Annotated in this window: 16 protein-coding genes; 13 read left to right on the top strand and 3 right to left on the bottom strand. The window is 70.5% G+C overall.

The annotated features are described in order from the left end of the window. Nucleotides 1-67: 67 nt before the first annotated feature. The 11 genes from KDB89_RS09375 (at nt 68) to KDB89_RS09325 (ending at nt 8,871) form a co-directional block, all read left to right on the top strand. The gene (locus KDB89_RS09375; protein WP_219080459.1) at nt 68-661 is read left to right on the top strand and encodes a biotin transporter BioY; all 594 of its coding nucleotides are present in this window, start codon (nt 68-70) and stop codon (nt 659-661) included. Further along, complete coding sequence (locus tag KDB89_RS09370; RefSeq protein WP_219080457.1) at nt 658-1,362, top strand: energy-coupling factor ABC transporter ATP-binding protein; 705 nt, start codon at nt 658-660, stop codon at nt 1,360-1,362. The genes KDB89_RS09375 and KDB89_RS09370 overlap by 4 nt, the downstream gene beginning before the upstream one ends. Next, on the top strand, nt 1,359-1,985 hold the full coding sequence (locus KDB89_RS09365; protein WP_219080455.1) for an energy-coupling factor transporter transmembrane component T family protein: 627 nt from the start codon (nt 1,359-1,361) through the stop codon (nt 1,983-1,985). The genes KDB89_RS09370 and KDB89_RS09365 overlap by 4 nt, the downstream gene beginning before the upstream one ends. Nucleotides 1,986-2,020: 35 nt before the next feature. Continuing rightward, nucleotides 2,021-2,881, top strand: coding sequence for an RNase adapter RapZ (rapZ, locus tag KDB89_RS09360; protein WP_219080453.1), 861 nt, complete (start codon nt 2,021-2,023; stop codon nt 2,879-2,881). After that, nucleotides 2,878-3,822: a gluconeogenesis factor YvcK family protein gene (locus KDB89_RS09355; protein WP_219080451.1), complete on the top strand. Its 945-nt coding sequence runs from the start codon at nt 2,878-2,880 to the stop codon at nt 3,820-3,822. Before rapZ ends, KDB89_RS09355 begins: the two co-directional genes overlap by 4 nt. A gap of 55 nt (nt 3,823-3,877) precedes the next feature. Further along, nucleotides 3,878-4,861, top strand: a complete 984-nt coding sequence (gene whiA, locus KDB89_RS09350) for a DNA-binding protein WhiA (protein WP_255555866.1) — start codon at nt 3,878-3,880, stop codon at nt 4,859-4,861. A gap of 111 nt (nt 4,862-4,972) precedes the next feature. Beyond that, nucleotides 4,973-5,968 carry a type I glyceraldehyde-3-phosphate dehydrogenase gene (gap, locus tag KDB89_RS09345; protein ID WP_219080447.1) on the top strand — a complete coding sequence of 332 codons (996 nt, stop codon included), beginning with the start codon at nt 4,973-4,975 and terminating at the stop codon, nt 5,966-5,968. A gap of 102 nt (nt 5,969-6,070) precedes the next feature. Further along, nucleotides 6,071-7,285 carry a phosphoglycerate kinase gene (locus KDB89_RS09340; protein ID WP_219080445.1) on the top strand — a complete coding sequence of 405 codons (1,215 nt, stop codon included), beginning with the start codon at nt 6,071-6,073 and terminating at the stop codon, nt 7,283-7,285. Continuing rightward, the gene (gene tpiA, locus KDB89_RS09335; protein WP_219080444.1) at nt 7,285-8,064 is read left to right on the top strand and encodes a triose-phosphate isomerase; all 780 of its coding nucleotides are present in this window, start codon (nt 7,285-7,287) and stop codon (nt 8,062-8,064) included. The genes KDB89_RS09340 and tpiA overlap by 1 nt, the downstream gene beginning before the upstream one ends. Nucleotides 8,065-8,196: 132 nt before the next feature. Beyond that, complete coding sequence (gene secG, locus KDB89_RS09330) at nt 8,197-8,457, top strand: preprotein translocase subunit SecG (protein WP_255555865.1); 261 nt, start codon at nt 8,197-8,199, stop codon at nt 8,455-8,457. A 57-nt stretch (nt 8,458-8,514) separates the two neighbouring features. Beyond that, nucleotides 8,515-8,871 carry an RNA polymerase-binding protein RbpA gene (locus tag KDB89_RS09325; protein ID WP_219080443.1) on the top strand — a complete coding sequence of 119 codons (357 nt, stop codon included), beginning with the start codon at nt 8,515-8,517 and terminating at the stop codon, nt 8,869-8,871. Nucleotides 8,872-8,951: 80 nt separating this feature from the next. Here KDB89_RS09325 and pgl read toward each other — a convergent pair whose 3' ends face one another. The 3 genes from pgl to zwf are packed head-to-tail and all read right to left on the bottom strand — an operon-like array spanning nt 8,952 to nt 12,140. Beyond that, nucleotides 8,952-9,686, bottom strand: a complete 735-nt coding sequence (pgl, locus tag KDB89_RS09320; protein WP_219080442.1) for a 6-phosphogluconolactonase — start codon at nt 9,684-9,686, stop codon at nt 8,952-8,954. Continuing rightward, nucleotides 9,686-10,597: a glucose-6-phosphate dehydrogenase assembly protein OpcA gene (locus KDB89_RS09315; protein WP_219080440.1), complete on the bottom strand. Its 912-nt coding sequence runs from the start codon at nt 10,595-10,597 to the stop codon at nt 9,686-9,688. Before KDB89_RS09315 ends, pgl begins: the two co-directional genes overlap by 1 nt. A 13-nt stretch (nt 10,598-10,610) precedes the next feature. Then, nucleotides 10,611-12,140 carry a glucose-6-phosphate dehydrogenase gene (gene zwf / locus KDB89_RS09310; RefSeq protein ID WP_255555864.1) on the bottom strand — a complete coding sequence of 510 codons (1,530 nt, stop codon included), beginning with the start codon at nt 12,138-12,140 and terminating at the stop codon, nt 10,611-10,613. A gap of 158 nt (nt 12,141-12,298) precedes the next feature. Between zwf and KDB89_RS09305 the strand changes: the two genes are divergently transcribed. Both KDB89_RS09305 and KDB89_RS09300 read left to right on the top strand, forming a co-directional pair. Beyond that, complete coding sequence (locus KDB89_RS09305) at nt 12,299-13,234, top strand: heme o synthase (RefSeq protein ID WP_219080438.1); 936 nt, start codon at nt 12,299-12,301, stop codon at nt 13,232-13,234. Nucleotides 13,235-13,241: 7 nt separating this feature from the next. Beyond that, a complete protein-coding gene (locus KDB89_RS09300) occupies nt 13,242-14,522 on the top strand; it encodes a DUF4921 family protein (RefSeq protein WP_219080436.1) in 1,281 nt (426 codons plus the stop codon). Nucleotides 14,523-14,532: the final 10 nt, after the last annotated feature.

Genomic DNA, 14,532 nt, shown 5'->3' with positions numbered 1-14,532 from the left:
GCGGGTTTGAACAGTGTTCAAGTCGGGGTGCATGATGGGCCTGTCCGAACAGAAGGAGAGCCCCGAGATGTCCTCCACCTCAGCGGCCGCCCCGGCCCGCGCCATCGCCCCCGCCGACCTCGCCTACGTCGCCGTCTTCGCCGCGCTGATCGCCGCGCTGTCGATCGTGCCGCCGATCCCCGTCGGCGGCTTCGGCGTGCCCATCACGCTCCAGACCCTCGGCGTCGCGCTGGCCGGCCTGTGCCTCGGCGCCTGGCGCGGCACCGCCGCCGTCGCCCTCTATGTGCTCGTGGGCGCGGCCGGCCTGCCCGTGTTCGCCGGCGGCACCGCGGGCATCGGCGTGCTGCTCGGCCCCACCGGCGGGTACCTGCTCGCGTTCATCGTCTCGACGTTCCTGCTCGGTCTGGCCGCCCAGGCGGTCCTGCGCCGCGGCGTCGACCGGCTCACCTGGCTGTGGCTGCTGCTCGCCGCCGTCGCCGTCCGGCTCGCGGTCATCTGGCCGATCGGCGTGGCCGGCATCGCCCGCGCCACCGGCGGCACCGTCGGGGACGTCTGGGCCGTCGACCTGGCCTACTGGCCCGGCGACGCCCTCAAGATCGTCGTCGCCGTGCTGATCGCCGTCGCGGTGCACAAGGCCTTCCCGAGGCTGCTCGGCCGATGATCTCCCTGCACGGTGTCTCCGTCGTCGTCCCGGCCGCCCGGCGCGGCGACGCTGACAGGGTGCTGCTGGACGACATCACGCTGGACCTGGCCGAGCGTCGCATCGCCCTGATCGGGGCGAACGGGTCGGGCAAGTCCACGCTGCTCAGGCTGCTGAACGGGCTGCGCACGCCCACCGCGGGCACCGTGACCGTCGACGGACGGGACACCACGGCCAAGGCCGCCGAGGTGCGGGCCAGGGTCGGTTTCGTGTTCACCGACCCGCTCGCCCAGCTGCTCATGTCCACGCCCGTGGAGGACGTCGAGCTCTCCCTCCGGGCGCGGATCAGGGACCGGCGGGAGCGGACCCGGCGCGCAGAGGAGCTGCTGGCCGAGCGGGGGCTGCTCGAGGTGGCCCACCAGAGCATCTACGACCTGAGTGGGGGAGAGCGGCAGCTGGTTGCCCTGACCAGCGTGCTCGCCGTCCGCCCGCGGATCGTGGTGGCCGACGAGCCGACCACGTTGCTCGACCTGCGCAACCGGATCCTGCTGCGCCGCGCGTTCGCCGAGCTCGAGCAGCAGCTGATCGTGTCCACGCACGACCTGGACCTGGCCGCCGAGATGGACCGCGTCCTGGTGGTCGACGGCGGCCGCATCGTCGCGGACGGCGACCCCGGCACCGTGATCGACGGCTACGTATCGGCGATGCAGGCCCTGCGGTGAGCGCCCACACCAGCCTGCTGGGGCTCTACGAGCCGGGAGACGGGTGGCTGTTCCGGCTGCCGGTCGGCTGGAAGTACGTCCTGATGCTCGCCGTCGCGCTCGTCCCGATGGCGCTGTGGACCTGGCAGGCCACAGCGGCCGCGCTGGTCGTGGCCGTCGCCTCGATGCTGACCTCGGGGATCGCGTGGCGCCGCATCTTCGCGCTGGGCGGCTACCTGTGGGTGCTGCTCGGCACGCTGGCGGCCTACCAGCTGATCTCCACGCGCCTCGTGCTGGCCTTCGTGTCTCCCGGCACCGTGCTCGCCGCCGTGCTCGCGGCCCGCATGCTGACCCTGACCACGTCGACCCCCGTGCTGCTCGACGCCCTGACGACCGGGCTCCGTCCGCTGCGTCTGGTCCGGCTGAACCCGGACGCCGCCGCGCTGGCCGTCGCACTGATGATCCGCTCGATCCCCTTCCTGGCCGGCTCCGTCGCCGATGCCCGCGACGCCGCGCGGGCCAGGGGGGTCGACCGCAACCCGGCCCTGCTGCTGACGCCGGCCGTCGTGGGCGCCGTCGCCTATGCGCAACGCACCGGCGAGGCGCTGCACGCCCGCGGCCTGCCGGGCGACGCCCTGCCCTGACCCGGCCCCGCGGCGCGACCGGTAGTGTGGCGGGCATGACGAATGCCCCCGAGATCGCGCTCATCACGGGCCTCTCCGGCGCCGGCCGCCGGACGGCGGCGCACGCCATGGAGGACCTCGGCTGGTATGTCGTCGACAACCTGCCTCCGCTGATGATGGCGAGCCTGGCCCGCACCGCGGCCGGCTTCGGGGCAGACCGCGTCGCCATCGTGGTCGACGTGCGCTCCCGCGAGCAGTTCGACCAGCTTCCCCAGGCGCTGCGCGAGCTGAAGGACATGGGGTGCAGCATCACCAGCGTGTTCCTGGAGGCGGACGACGACGTGATCGTGCAGCGCCAGGAGTCCAACCGCCGCCCGCTGCCGCTGCAGTTCGGCGGCAGGCTCATCGAGGGCATCGACCGCGAGCGCCGGTTGCTGGCCGACCAGCGCGCCAAGGCCGACATCGTGGTCGACACCACCCGGCTCTCGGCCCGGCAGCTGGTCCAGCGCATCGTCAACCACTTCGGCGACGAGGCCACGGACCGCCTGAAGATCGCGCTCATCAGCTTCGGGTTCAAGAACGGCGTCCCGATCGACGCCGACATGGTCTTCGATGTGCGGTTCCTGCCCAACCCGTACTGGATCCCGGAGCTCCGGCCCAAGTCGGGGCTCAGCCGCGACGTGGCGAGCTACGTCCTGAAACACGACGCCGCGCAGCGCTTCCAGGACCACATGCTCGCGCTCCTCGCCACCGTCGCGCCCGGCTACCTGGCCGAGTCCAAGCGCCAGGTGACGGTGGCGATCGGCTGCACGGGCGGCAAACACCGCTCCACGTCGATGAGTGAGGAGCTGGCCGTCAGGCTGCGGGGGCAGGGCTTCCCGACGACGGTGCTGCACCGGGATCTGGGGAAGGAATGAGCCTGGCCCGGCTGCCGGCGGTCGTCGCGCTGGGCGGTGGTCACGGCCTCGCGGCCTCCCTGACGGCGCTCCGGCGCATCACCGACCGCCTCACGGCGGTGGTCACCGTCGCCGACGACGGCGGCTCGTCCGGTCGGCTGCGCGACGAGTTCGACATCCTCCCGCCCGGGGACCTCAGGATGGCGCTGGCGGCGCTGTGCTCCGACGACCACGAGGGGCGCACCTGGGCCAACGTGCTGCAGGCGCGCTTCGACGGGAACGGGCCGCTGGCGGGGCACGCGATCGGCAACCTCCTGATCGCGGGTCTGTGGCAGCACCTCGGTGATCCCGTCGCCGGCCTCGACATGGTCGGCGACCTGCTGCGGACCCGCGGCCGGGTCCTGCCGATGAGTTCGGTTCCGCTCGAGATCGAGGCGGACGTGCTGGGCCTCGATCCGCTGGAGCCCGACGAGCTCTGCACGCTCAGCGGGCAGGCCACCGTCGCGAAGACCCGCGCCACCGTCGAGTCCGTGCGGCTCGTACCGGACAGGCCTCCGGCGTGTCCCGAGGCCGTGCGGGCGATCCGCGACGCGGATGCCGTCGTGCTCGGCCCCGGTTCCTGGTTCACCAGCGTCATCCCGCACCTGCTCGTGCCCGATCTCGCCGACGCCATCCTCACCACGCGGGCCCGCCGGGTGCTGATCCTCAACGTCGCGTCCGCGGCGGAGACCGACGGCTTCAGCGCATCGCGGCACATCGAGCTGCTCGCGGAGCACACGCCCGAGCTCAGGCTCGACGTCGTGATCGCCGACGAGCGCTTCGGATCGGCCGACGGCCACCTCGAGCCGTTCGTCACGTCGCTCGGCGGGCGCCTGGTGATGGCGGACGTCGCCGCGCGCGACGGGTCGGCCACGCATGATCCACTGCGGCTCGCCTCGGTCCTCAGCGAGGTCATCGTCTGATCTCTCCCAGCCTCGGTCGGCGGAGCGCAGGGGAGCGATATGGCACAATCCACGGGTGGCACTGACGCAGAAGGTGAAATCCGAACTCGCGACCGTCGCCGCCCCGCACGCCTCCGTGCGGCGCGCGGAGGTGGCCGCCATGCTGCGTTTCGCCGGCGGACTGCACCTGGTCGGGGGCCGCATCGTCGTGGAGGCGGAGCTCGACACGGGCTCGGCGGCCCGTCGCCTGCGCGCCTTCATCGCCGACCAGTACAACGTCGAGTCCGAGCTGCTCGTCATCAACGGCTCCGGCGTCCGACGGGGACCCCGCTACGCGCTGCGCGTCGTGCGCGAGGGGGAGCAGCTCGCCCGCCTCGTCGGCCTCGTCGACCAGCACCGCCGGCCCGTCCGGGGCCTCCCGCCCGTCGTGGTGGGCGGCTCGCTCGCCGACGCTGTCGGCGCCTGGCGCGGGGCGTTCCTTGCGAGGGGCTCGCTGATCGAACCCGGTCGTTCGATGTCCCTCGAAATAACATGTCCCGGGTCCGAGGCCGCGCTCGCGCTGGTGGGCGCGGCCCGCCGGATGGGGATCACCGTCAAGTCGCGCGAGGTCCGCGGAGTCGACCGCGTCGTGATCCGCGACGGGGACGCCATCGCCGACCTGCTCACCCGGCTCGGGGCCGTCGCGACCCGGCTCGAGTGGGACGAGCGCCGCCGCCGACGCGAGGTCCGTTCGTCGGTCAACCGGCTGGCCAACTTCGACGACGCGAACCTCCGCCGCTCCGCCCGCGCGGCTGTCACCGCCAGCGCCCGCGTCGAGCGCGCCATGGAGATCCTGGGCGACGACGTGCCCGAGCACCTGCGCGAGGCGGGCCAGCTGCGCCTCCAGCACCGCCAGGCCAGCCTCGAGGAGCTCGGCCAGCTGCACACTCCGCCGCTCACCAAGGACGCCATCGCGGGCCGGATCCGACGGTTGCTGGCGACCGCGGACAGGGTCGCGGAAGCGACCGGGGTGCCGGGCACGGAGGCCTCGCTGCCGGCCGACCTGCGCGACCCCGAATGACGCCGCGGGGTTCAGCACCCCCCCGGTTGATTGTGGGCGCCCGGGGGATAGGATGATTCTCGTCCGTAGGCGCCCGTCGGCGCTAGGTTAAGGAAAGGGATCAAATTCCTCATGACCGTTAAGGTTGCAATCAACGGCTTCGGCCGCATCGGCCGTAACTACTTCCACGCGCTCACCAAGCTGGGCGCCGATCTTGATGTGGTCGCCGTCAACGACCTGACTGACAACAAGACTCTTGCCCACCTCCTGAAGTTCGACTCGATCCTGGGTCGCTGGGACGGGGAGATCACCTACTCCGATGACGCCATCACCGTGGGCGGCAAGGAGATCAAGGCGTTCGCCGAGAAGGATCCCGCGAACCTCCCCTGGGCCGAGCTGGGTGTTGACATCGTCATCGAGTCCACCGGCTTCTTCACCGACGCCACCAAGGCCAACGCGCACATCGCGGCCGGCGCCAAGAAGGTCCTGATCTCGGCTCCCGCCAAGAACGAGGACATCACGATCGTCATGGGCGTCAACGACGACCTGTACGACACCGAGAAGCACAACATCATCTCGAACGCTTCCTGCACCACCAACTGCCTCGCCCCGATGGCCAAGGCGCTCAACGACGGTCTCGGCATCGTCAAGGGCCTCATGACCACCATCCACGCGTACACGCAGGACCAGAACCTGCAGGACGCCCCGCACAAGGACCTGCGTCGCGCCCGCGCCGCCGCCCTGAACATCGTCCCCACCTCCACCGGTGCCGCCAAGGCTGTCGCCCTGGTCCTGCCCGAGCTGAAGGGCAAGCTGGACGGTTTCGCGATGCGCGTTCCCACCCCGACCGGTTCCGCGACCGACCTCACCTTCGAGGCCTCCCGCGAGACCACCGTCGAAGAGGTCAACGCGATCGTCAAGGCTGCTGCCGACGGCAAGGTGCTCGTCTACACCGAGGACGAGATCGTCTCCAAGGACATCGAGACCGACCCGGCCTCCTGCATCTTCGACTCGAAGCTGACCAAGGTCATCGGCAACCAGGTCAAGGTCGTCGGCTGGTACGACAACGAGTGGGGTTACTCCAACCGCCTCGTGAACCTGACCGAGCTCGTCGCCTCGAAGCTCTGAGCTTCGGCACTCCAGTGCTCTGAAACGACGGCCCTGCGCCCCCGACGGGGTCCGCAGGGCCGTCGTCTCGTCCGACGCATCTTTCGAAGAAAGGCTGAACCTATGAAGTCCGTTGCAGATCTCGGCGATCTCACCGGCAAGCGGGTCCTCATCCGCTGCGATTTCAACGTCCCGCTGGACGCTGACAAGAACATCACCGACGACGGCCGCATCAAGGCCGCACTCCCGACGCTGACCGCGCTGCGCGACGCCGGCGCCCGCATCGTCATCATGGCCCACCTCGGCCGCCCGAAGGGCGAGGCCAACCCCAAGTACTCGCTGGCCCCCGTCGCCAACCGCCTCGGCGAGCTGCTGGGCGTCGACGTGAAGCTGGCCACCGACGTGGTCGGCGACTCCGCCAAGGCCACCGTCGCCTCCCTGGAGGCCGGCGACGTCGCCCTCCTGGAGAACGTGCGCTACGAGCCGGCCGAGGAGTCCAAGGACGAGGCCGCCCGCGCTGAGCTGGCCGCCAGGTACGCCGCCTTCGGCGACGTCTTCGTCTCCGACGGCTTCGGCGTCGTGCACCGCAAGCAGGCGTCCGTCTACGACGTCGCGAAGCTGCTGCCGAACGCCGCGGGCTTCCTCGTCGCGAAGGAGGTCGGCGTCCTCAAGCAGCTGACCGAGAACCCCGAGCGCCCCTACGTCGTCGTGCTCGGCGGCGCCAAGGTCGCCGACAAGCTGTCTGTGATCGACAACCTGCTCAAGGTAGCTGACACGCTCGTCATCGGCGGCGGCATGCTCTTCACCTTCCTGAAGGCCGAGGGCAGGAACATCGGCGGCTCGCTGCTCGACGAGTCGAACCTCGAGACCTGCCGCAACTACCTGGCCGAGGCCAAGGTCGCCGGCAAGACGATCCTGCTGCCCGTCGACGTCCGCGTCGCCGACGGCATGGACTTCGACGCCCGCGAGGCCAAGGGCGAGGTGGAGGTCGTCTCCGTCGACGAGATCCCCGAGTCCAAGATGGGCCTCGACATCGGCCCCGAGACCGAGAAGCTGTTCGCCGACGCCGTCAAGGGTGCAAAGACGGTGTTCTGGAACGGCCCGATGGGCGTCTTCGAGATCCCCGCCTTCGCCCAGGGTACCGCCGCGGTCGCGCAGGCGCTGACCGAGGTCGACGGCCTGAGCGTCGTCGGCGGTGGCGACTCCGCCGCAGCCGTGCGCGTCCTCGGCCACGCCGACGATGAGTTCGGCCACATCTCGACCGGCGGTGGCGCGTCGCTCGAGTTCCTGGAGGGCAAGGAACTGCCCGGTATCGCCGTTCTGGAGGAGAGCAAGTAATGGCACGCAAGCCGATCATGGCCGGCAACTGGAAGATGAACATCGACCACGTCGAGGCCACTGGACTCGTGGAGAAGCTCCACTACACCCTCGTCGACAAGGAATGGGACCCGGCGAAGTCGGAGGCGGTGCTGTGCGTGCCGTTCACCGACCTGCGCACCGTCCGTACCCTCATCGACGGCGACCGCCTGCACTTCGGGCTCGGCGCGCAGGACGTGTCCGCGCACGACAACGGCGCCTACACCGGCGAGATCTCGACCGCCATGCTCAGCAAGCTGGGCGTCGGCTACGTCATCGTCGGCCACTCGGAGCGTCGTGAGTACCACGGCGAGACCGACGAGGTCGTCAACGCCAAGGCCACCAAGGCACTGTCCGCCGGCCTGACCCCGATCATCTGCGTCGGCGAGGGCCTGGACGTCCGCAAGGCCGGCCAGCACGTCGAGCACACCCTGGCGCAGGTCCGTGGCGCCCTGGCAGGCCTCACCGCCGAGCAGGTCGCCTCGCTGGTGATCGCCTACGAGCCCATCTGGGCCATCGGCACCGGCGAGGTCGCCACCGCTGCCGACGCGCAGGAGGTGTGTGGCGCCATCCGCAAGGAGGTCGCCGCGCTGTACGACGAGCCCACCGCTGAGGCCGTCCGCATCCAGTACGGCGGCTCGGTCAAGTCGGGCAACGTCGCGGAGATCATGGGCCAGCCCGACATCGACGGCGCGCTCGTCGGTGGCGCGTCGCTGAAGCCGGAGGAGTTCGCGGCGATCGTGCGCTTCTACCAGCTCTGACAAGCCTGAAACGACGACGGCGCGGGCCAATCGGCCCCCGCCGTTTCGCGTTCCGATGACCCTCGCCCGGCGCCCGTGACGCGTCGCACCCCCGATGTGGAGAAACCAGACCGGTCCGTTAACATTGGGCCCGTGATTGTCCCCCTCGTGTCCTGGCCCATCACCACGCTCTCGATCATCGTGGTGATCCTCAGTGTGCTGCTGGCAGCCACCGTCCTCCTCCACAAGGGTCGTGGTGGAGGCATGTCCGACCTCTTCGGAGGTGGCATGTCCACCTCGATGGGTGGCGCGTCGACCGCCGAGCGTCGTCTCGACCGGATCACCGTGGTCCTCGGCCTGCTGTGGCTGGTGACCATCATCGGTCTCCTGGTCCTGTACCGCCTGGCCAACTGACGCCCGGACACGGGTCACAAGAACACCACAACTTCACGCTCAAGGGAGAACAGCAAAGTGGCAGGTGGCAACGCCATTCGCGGCAGCAGGGTCGGAGCAGGACCGATGGGCGAGGCCGAGCGCGGCGATTCCGCGCCCCGCTTCCAGGTGTCCTACTACTGCGCCAGCGGGCACGTGACCAGGCCGTCGTTCGCGGCGGAAGCACAGGTTCCCGAGTCGTGGGACTGCCCGCGCTGCGGGCTCCCTGCCAACACGGACGCGGAGAACCCCCCGCCGCCCCCGAAGATCACCCCGTACAAGACGCACCTCGCCTACGTGAAGGAGCGTCGCACGGAGGCCGAGGCGGCCCAGATCCTCGAGGAGGCCGTGACCGCGCTCCGCGCGCGCCGCGCCTCCGGGGAGATCATCTACTGATCCCGCGACGGGCCTGACAGACTAAAGAGTCCGGGGACCGACCAGCTGGTCGGTCCCCGGACTCGTGTCGTCTGGTGTGCTCAGAAAGGGCAGACGTAGCGCGGGGGCAGCCCGGAGGCGGCCGCCTCGTCGAGGAACCACCACGTCGACCGGCGCCCGTGCACGTGGGAAGCGGGGAGGTCCGGGTCGCCGTCGAGGGCCCCGGCGACGGCGGTGGCCTTCGTGGGCCCGGTGGTCATGAACCAGACCTCGTCGGACCTGTTGAACATCGGGATCGTCAGCGAGATGCGCTCGTCAGGGGCCTTGGGTGAGTCCTCGACGCCGATCACGCGGCGGGTCGTGTTCGGGTCGAAGCTCGGGTGGCGCGGGAAGATCGAGCCGATGTGCCCGTCGGCGCCCAGCCCGAGCAGCGTGATGTCGAAGGTGGTGTCACCCAGCTCCGTGGCGTACTCCGCGGCCGCCTCGTGGCTGTCCTTCCGCCCGTCCTTCGCCGCCATCATGTGCGTGTCGGCCGAGCTGATCGACACCGTCCGCGCCAGCCGAGTGATGGCCTGCAGCGAGTTGCGTTCCGGGTCCGTCGACGGCAGGAACCTCTCATCGCCCCACCACAGCTGCAGGCGGGACGCGTCGACCTCGGCGCCGGCGGCCAGCGCCGCGAACCTCTCGTACAGGTGGTTCGCGGCATCGCCCCCGGTCAGACACAGGTGCACGATGTGCTGGCGGGCCTGGAGGTCGATGATGCGCTCGAGCAGCCGGACGGCGACGAGCTCCGGAACATCCCACTCGTCGTCGAGGCGCACCACCCGCGTAAACATCAGCATCCGCCGTCGGAGTCCCGGCAGACGCGCTGCGTGGCGGCCTCGAAGATCTCGTCGGCGTCCGTGCGACGGAGCTCCTCGGTCAGCAGGTCGGGCAGCGACCGGCGGCGCAGAGCCACGGAGCGCCGGGGCTCGCCCGGCACCTGGTAGACGGCGGTGATGTCATCGATCCGGCGCACGCTGATGTCTCCCTCCTCGGTGCTCAGCACGACCTCGTTCACTCCGACCATATCGCCGTCGAGCCGCTCGACGTGCAGGCCGAGCCGTTCGCTCAGCCAGGCGGCCAGCAGCGTGGCCGGCGCGTTGTCGGGGGCGGAGACCACGCGTGCGGACGTCACGGGCAGCTGCGTCTGGTCCATGGCGGCCGCCAGAAGAGCCCGCCACCTCGTCAGCCGGGTCCACGCCAGGTCCGTGTCGCCGTCCGCGTGCGCGCCCGCACGGCGCACCAGCGCGGCCTGAGGATCGGCGCTGCCACTCGCGTCGGTGATCCTGCGGTCGGCCAGCGACCCGATCGGGTCGGCGGACAGGTTGTCGGGGGCCTCGTTCGGCCACCACACGATGGTGGGCGAGTCGGGCAGCAGCAGGGGAAGACACACCGAGTCGCCGTGCGCACGGAGCCCCCCGTGCAGGCGAAGCACCACGAGATCGCCGGGGATGCCCTCGCCGACCTCGATGGAGGCGTCGAGCCGCGCGTCGTCGTCATCGTCGACGAAGGTCACCACGATCACGCGGGACGGGTGCGCCGTGGCGGACTCCTTCGCGGCGTGCAGCACCTCCTCGAAGTGGGCGTCGTCGGTCACGATCAGCAGCGTCAGCACCATGCCGGACGCGGTCCCGACGAAGCGGCGGCCCTTCAGCAGCGCCTCGTCGATGTCACGCGCCGAGGTGTCCTTGAGCTCGACGATCATCAGCTCACTCCTTTCACGGCCTGCGCCAGGCGAAGCCGTCGCGGGCCAGCATGTCGTCGCCGACCTTCGGACCCCACGTGCCGGAAGGATACTGCTCGGGCTCCTCGTCGAGCGAAGCCCAGTAGTCGATGACGGGGTCGAGGATCTTCCAGCTCAGCTCCACCTCCTCCTGCTGCGGGAACAGCGGGGGGTCGCCGAGCAGCACATCGAGGATGAGGCGCTCATAGGCCTCGGGTGACGTCTCGGTGAAGGAGCCGCCGTAGCCGAAGTCCATCGAGACCTCGCGGATGTCCATCTGGGTGCCGGGCACCTTGGCCCCGAACCGCAGGGTGACGCCCTCGTCGGGCTGGATGCGCATCACCAGCGCGTTCGTGCCGAGCTCGGTGGTGTCGGTGGCGGCGAACGGCAGATGCGGGGCGCGCTTGAAACTCAGCGCCACCTCCGTCACGCGGCGCGGCATCCGCTTCGCGGTGCGCAGATAGAAGGGGACCCCCGCCCAGCGCCGGTTGTCGATGTCGACGCGCATCGCGGCGAAGGTCTCGGTGTGCGAGTCCGGCGCGACGCCGTCCTCCTGCCGGTACCCGCCCACGGCCCGCCCGCCCTGCCAGCCCGCGGCATACTGGCCGCGCGCCGTCGAGAGGTCGTAGCGGTCCGGCACGTGTGCCGCGGCCAGGACCTTCTGCTTCTCCGCGCGCAGCTGCGAGGCCTCGAAGCTCGTCGGCTCCTCCATCGCGGTCAGCGCCAGCAGCTGCAGGAGGTGGTTCTGCATGACGTCGCGGGCGATGCCGATGCCGTCGAAGTAGCCTGCGCGGCCGCCGATGCCGATGTCCTCGGCCATCGTGACCTGCACCTGGCTGACGTAGTGGTTGTTCCAGATCGGCTCGAACATCTGGTTCGCGAAGCGCAGCGCCAGCATGTTCTGCACCGTCTCCTTGCCCAGGTAGTGGTCGATGCGGAAGACCTCCTGCGGGAGGAACAGCGTCTCGACAACGTCGTTCAGCTCGCGCGCGGAGGCCAGGTCGTGCCCGAAGGGCTTCTCGATGACGACGCGGTGCCAGGTGCCGGGACGGCGCTCGGCCAGCCCGTGCCTGGACAGCTGGCTCATCACCTGCTCGAAGCCCGACGGGGGGATGGAGAGGTAGAACGCGTGGTTCCCGCCGGTGCCACGCGCGGTGTCCAGCTCCTCGAGCGTCGCGCGGAGCCGCTCGAACGACTCGTCCGAGTCGAACTGGCCAGGCACGAAGCGGATGCCCTCCAGCAGCTGCTGCCAGACCTCCTCGCGGAACGGTGTCCTGGCGTGTTCCTTGACCGCCTCGTGGACCACCTGGGCGAAGTCCTGATCCTCCCAGTCCCGGCGGGCGAAACCGACGAGCCCGAAGCCCGGCGGCAGGAGCCCGCGGTTGGCCAGGTCATAGACGGCCGGCATGAGCTTCTTGCGGGACAGGTCGCCCGTGACGCCGAAGATCACCAGCACGCAGGGGCCCGCGATGCGCGGCAGCCTCCGGTCGAGCGGGTCACGCAGTGGGTTCACGTAGTCGTTCATCAGTAGGCCACCCTAGTCCGACCGGCCGCCGACGGGACTCATGTGCGCCAGTGGCGATCGCGCGAGTCTCATCAATCGGGTTCGGTGTCCGGCCGAGCCCGGCTAGACTGCCGTGGACGGTCGCCGCTACCGGTGTGCGGGCGTCTCACCGGTAGCGGATGAATGGGGAGTTTGTGGCTGTCAGCTCAGTGGCCGCGGTGTCGGAGGTTCGCCTCGGCGACGTCGTGAAGGCATACGTCGCGTTGACGAAACCGCGCATCATCGAGTTGCTGCTCGTCACGACCCTGCCTGCCATGTTCCTGGCCGCCGGTGGCGTGCCGCCGTGGCAGCTCATGCTGGTGACGTTCGTGGGCGGCCTGTTCGCGGCCGCGTCCGCGAACACGTTCAACTGTGTGCTGGATGCCGACATCGACGAGGTAATGCGCCGCACCCGACGCCGTCCCGTGCCGCGGCACCAGGTCACTCCCGCGGCCGCGACGACCTTCGGTGCCGTGCTGGCGGTCCTCGCGACGGTCATCCTCGGCTTCGGCGCGAACTGGCTCTCGGCCATCCTGGCGCTGGCCGCGAACGCCTTCTACATCTTCGTCTACACGATGTGGCTGAAGCGCCGCACGTCGCAGAACATCGTCTGGGGCGGCATCGCCGGCTGCTTCCCGCCCCTGATCGGCTGGACGGCCGTCACCGGGGCGGTGGCCTGGCCCCCGCTGGTCCTGTTCGCGGTGGTCTTCCTCTGGACGCCCCCGCACACCTGGGCGTTGAGCTTCCGCTACAAGGACGACTACGCCGCTGCGGGCGTGCCGATGCTGCCCGTGGTGATGGGTGCCCCGCGGGTTGCCAAGCGCATCTTCTGGTACTCGGTGGCGACCGTCGCCGTTTCGCTGCTGCTGTGGCCGCTGGCCCCGACGGGATGGCTGTACCCCGTGGCCGCGGCCGTGTTCGGTGCCGTGATGCTGCGGGAGGCCTGGGCACTCTGGTCGCGGGCCCGTGCCGGACTCGAGGGCGCCCAGCTGAAGGCCATGCGCCTGTTCCACTGGTCGAACACATATCTCGCGCTGCTGTTCCTCGCGGTGGCGATCGACCCGCTGATCTTCTGAGGCCCGTGTGCCACGGTTCCTCCAGACGCTGCCCGACGGCACCGTCAAGCAGGTCAACCCGTTCACCGGCACCCAGGTGTGGACGGTGCCCGGCCGCGGCAACCGCCCGCTGGGCCTCCCGCATCCTGATCCCCGTCCGCTGACCGACGAGCGCCGCACTCGCGAGTGCGCCTTCTGCCAGGACCGCTACCTCGACACGCCGCCGGAGAAGGCCCGCATGGTGGCGGGGGCGACGTTCGACTGGCTGCCGGCCGCCCGACTGTTCGACACCGTCGCCGACTTCCGCCGGGTGCCCAACCTGTTCGAGATCCTGAGCTACGACTACTGGCGCCTCAACCACGGCTACGAGGTGGCCCCGAGGATTGCGAGACGCCGCGCCGACTACCTGGCCGACCCCGCCGGCCGCGCCCACGTCCTGCGCGTGATCGACGCAAAGCTGCGGGCCGCGGGGGAGGACCCCGGTGAGCTGGCCGAGGACGAGCGGCTCGCCAGGGCCGACGGCTTCTTCGGGGGCGGCCACGACGTCGTGATCGCCCGCCGCCACTTCACCGACGGCGCAGTGGACGACTCCGGCCTCGCGTCGTCGGGCACGCTGAGCCCCGACGAGCACCGCGCGTTCGTCGGCTTCGCCGCCGACTCCGCGCGGCGGCTGTACGCAGTCAACCCGTACGCCCGCTACGTCGCGGTCTTCCAGAACTGGCTGCGCCCCGCGGGCGCGTCGTTCGACCACCTGCACAAGCAGCTCGTCGCCATCGACGAGCTGGGTGCATCGCAGGAGGCGACGCTGGCGCGGCTCGAGGCGGAGCCCGACCTCTTCAACGCCGCCGGGGTGGACCACGCCGCGGCCGCCGGGCTGATCATCGCCACCACGGAGCACGCCGTCGCGTGGGCCGGGTTCGGGCACCGGTATCCGACGATCGAGATCGCCTCCCGCAGCCCGCACACCCGGCCGTGGGAGCACACGCGCGCCGAGCTCGACTCCGTCAGCGACCTGCTGCACGCCATGCACGCCGCCACCGGGGCGGACGTGCCGTGCAACGAGGAGTGGTACTACCAGCCGCCCGGCGTCGCGACGGCGATGCCGTGGCGCGTGCTGCTGAAGTGGCGCGTCTCCACGCTGGCGGGCTTCGAGGGGGCCACCCGGATCTACCTCAACACCGTCTCGCCCGCGGCACTGCACGAGCGCGTGGTGACACGGCTCGTGGCGCTGCAGGCATCGGGCGCGGTCGCGGACTCCGTCCGGATCGGCGGGGATCCGGGGCCCGCGCCGCTGCGCTACCTGGGCTGAACGGCCAACC

This window comes from Tessaracoccus palaemonis (assembly GCF_019316905.1).
Lineage (GTDB): Bacteria > Actinomycetota > Actinomycetes > Propionibacteriales > Propionibacteriaceae > Arachnia > Arachnia palaemonis.
Note: the sequence above shows the minus strand (reverse complement) of the source record. Positions and strands in the feature narration are given on the sequence as shown.

Bases quoted from the DNA above. Each gene is read 5' to 3' on its own strand.
- KDB89_RS09375 (WP_219080459.1), top strand. From the start codon at position 68: ATGTCCTCCACCTCAGCGGCCGCCCCGGCCCGCGCCATCGCCCCCGCC.
- KDB89_RS09370 (WP_219080457.1), top strand. From the start codon at position 658: ATGATCTCCCTGCACGGTGTCTCCGTCGTCGTCCCGGCCGCCCGGCGC.
- rapZ (WP_219080453.1), top strand. From the start codon at position 2,021: ATGACGAATGCCCCCGAGATCGCGCTCATCACGGGCCTCTCCGGCGCC.
- KDB89_RS09355 (WP_219080451.1), top strand. From the start codon at position 2,878: ATGAGCCTGGCCCGGCTGCCGGCGGTCGTCGCGCTGGGCGGTGGTCAC.
- gap (WP_219080447.1), top strand. From the start codon at position 4,973: ATGACCGTTAAGGTTGCAATCAACGGCTTCGGCCGCATCGGCCGTAAC.
- KDB89_RS09340 (WP_219080445.1), top strand. From the start codon at position 6,071: ATGAAGTCCGTTGCAGATCTCGGCGATCTCACCGGCAAGCGGGTCCTC.
- tpiA (WP_219080444.1), top strand. From the start codon at position 7,285: ATGGCACGCAAGCCGATCATGGCCGGCAACTGGAAGATGAACATCGAC.
- pgl (WP_219080442.1), bottom strand. From the start codon at position 9,686: ATGTTTACGCGGGTGGTGCGCCTCGACGACGAGTGGGATGTTCCGGAG.
- KDB89_RS09315 (WP_219080440.1), bottom strand. From the start codon at position 10,597: ATGATCGTCGAGCTCAAGGACACCTCGGCGCGTGACATCGACGAGGCG.
- zwf (WP_255555864.1), bottom strand. From the start codon at position 12,140: ATGAACGACTACGTGAACCCACTGCGTGACCCGCTCGACCGGAGGCTG.
- KDB89_RS09305 (WP_219080438.1), top strand. From the start codon at position 12,299: ATGAATGGGGAGTTTGTGGCTGTCAGCTCAGTGGCCGCGGTGTCGGAG.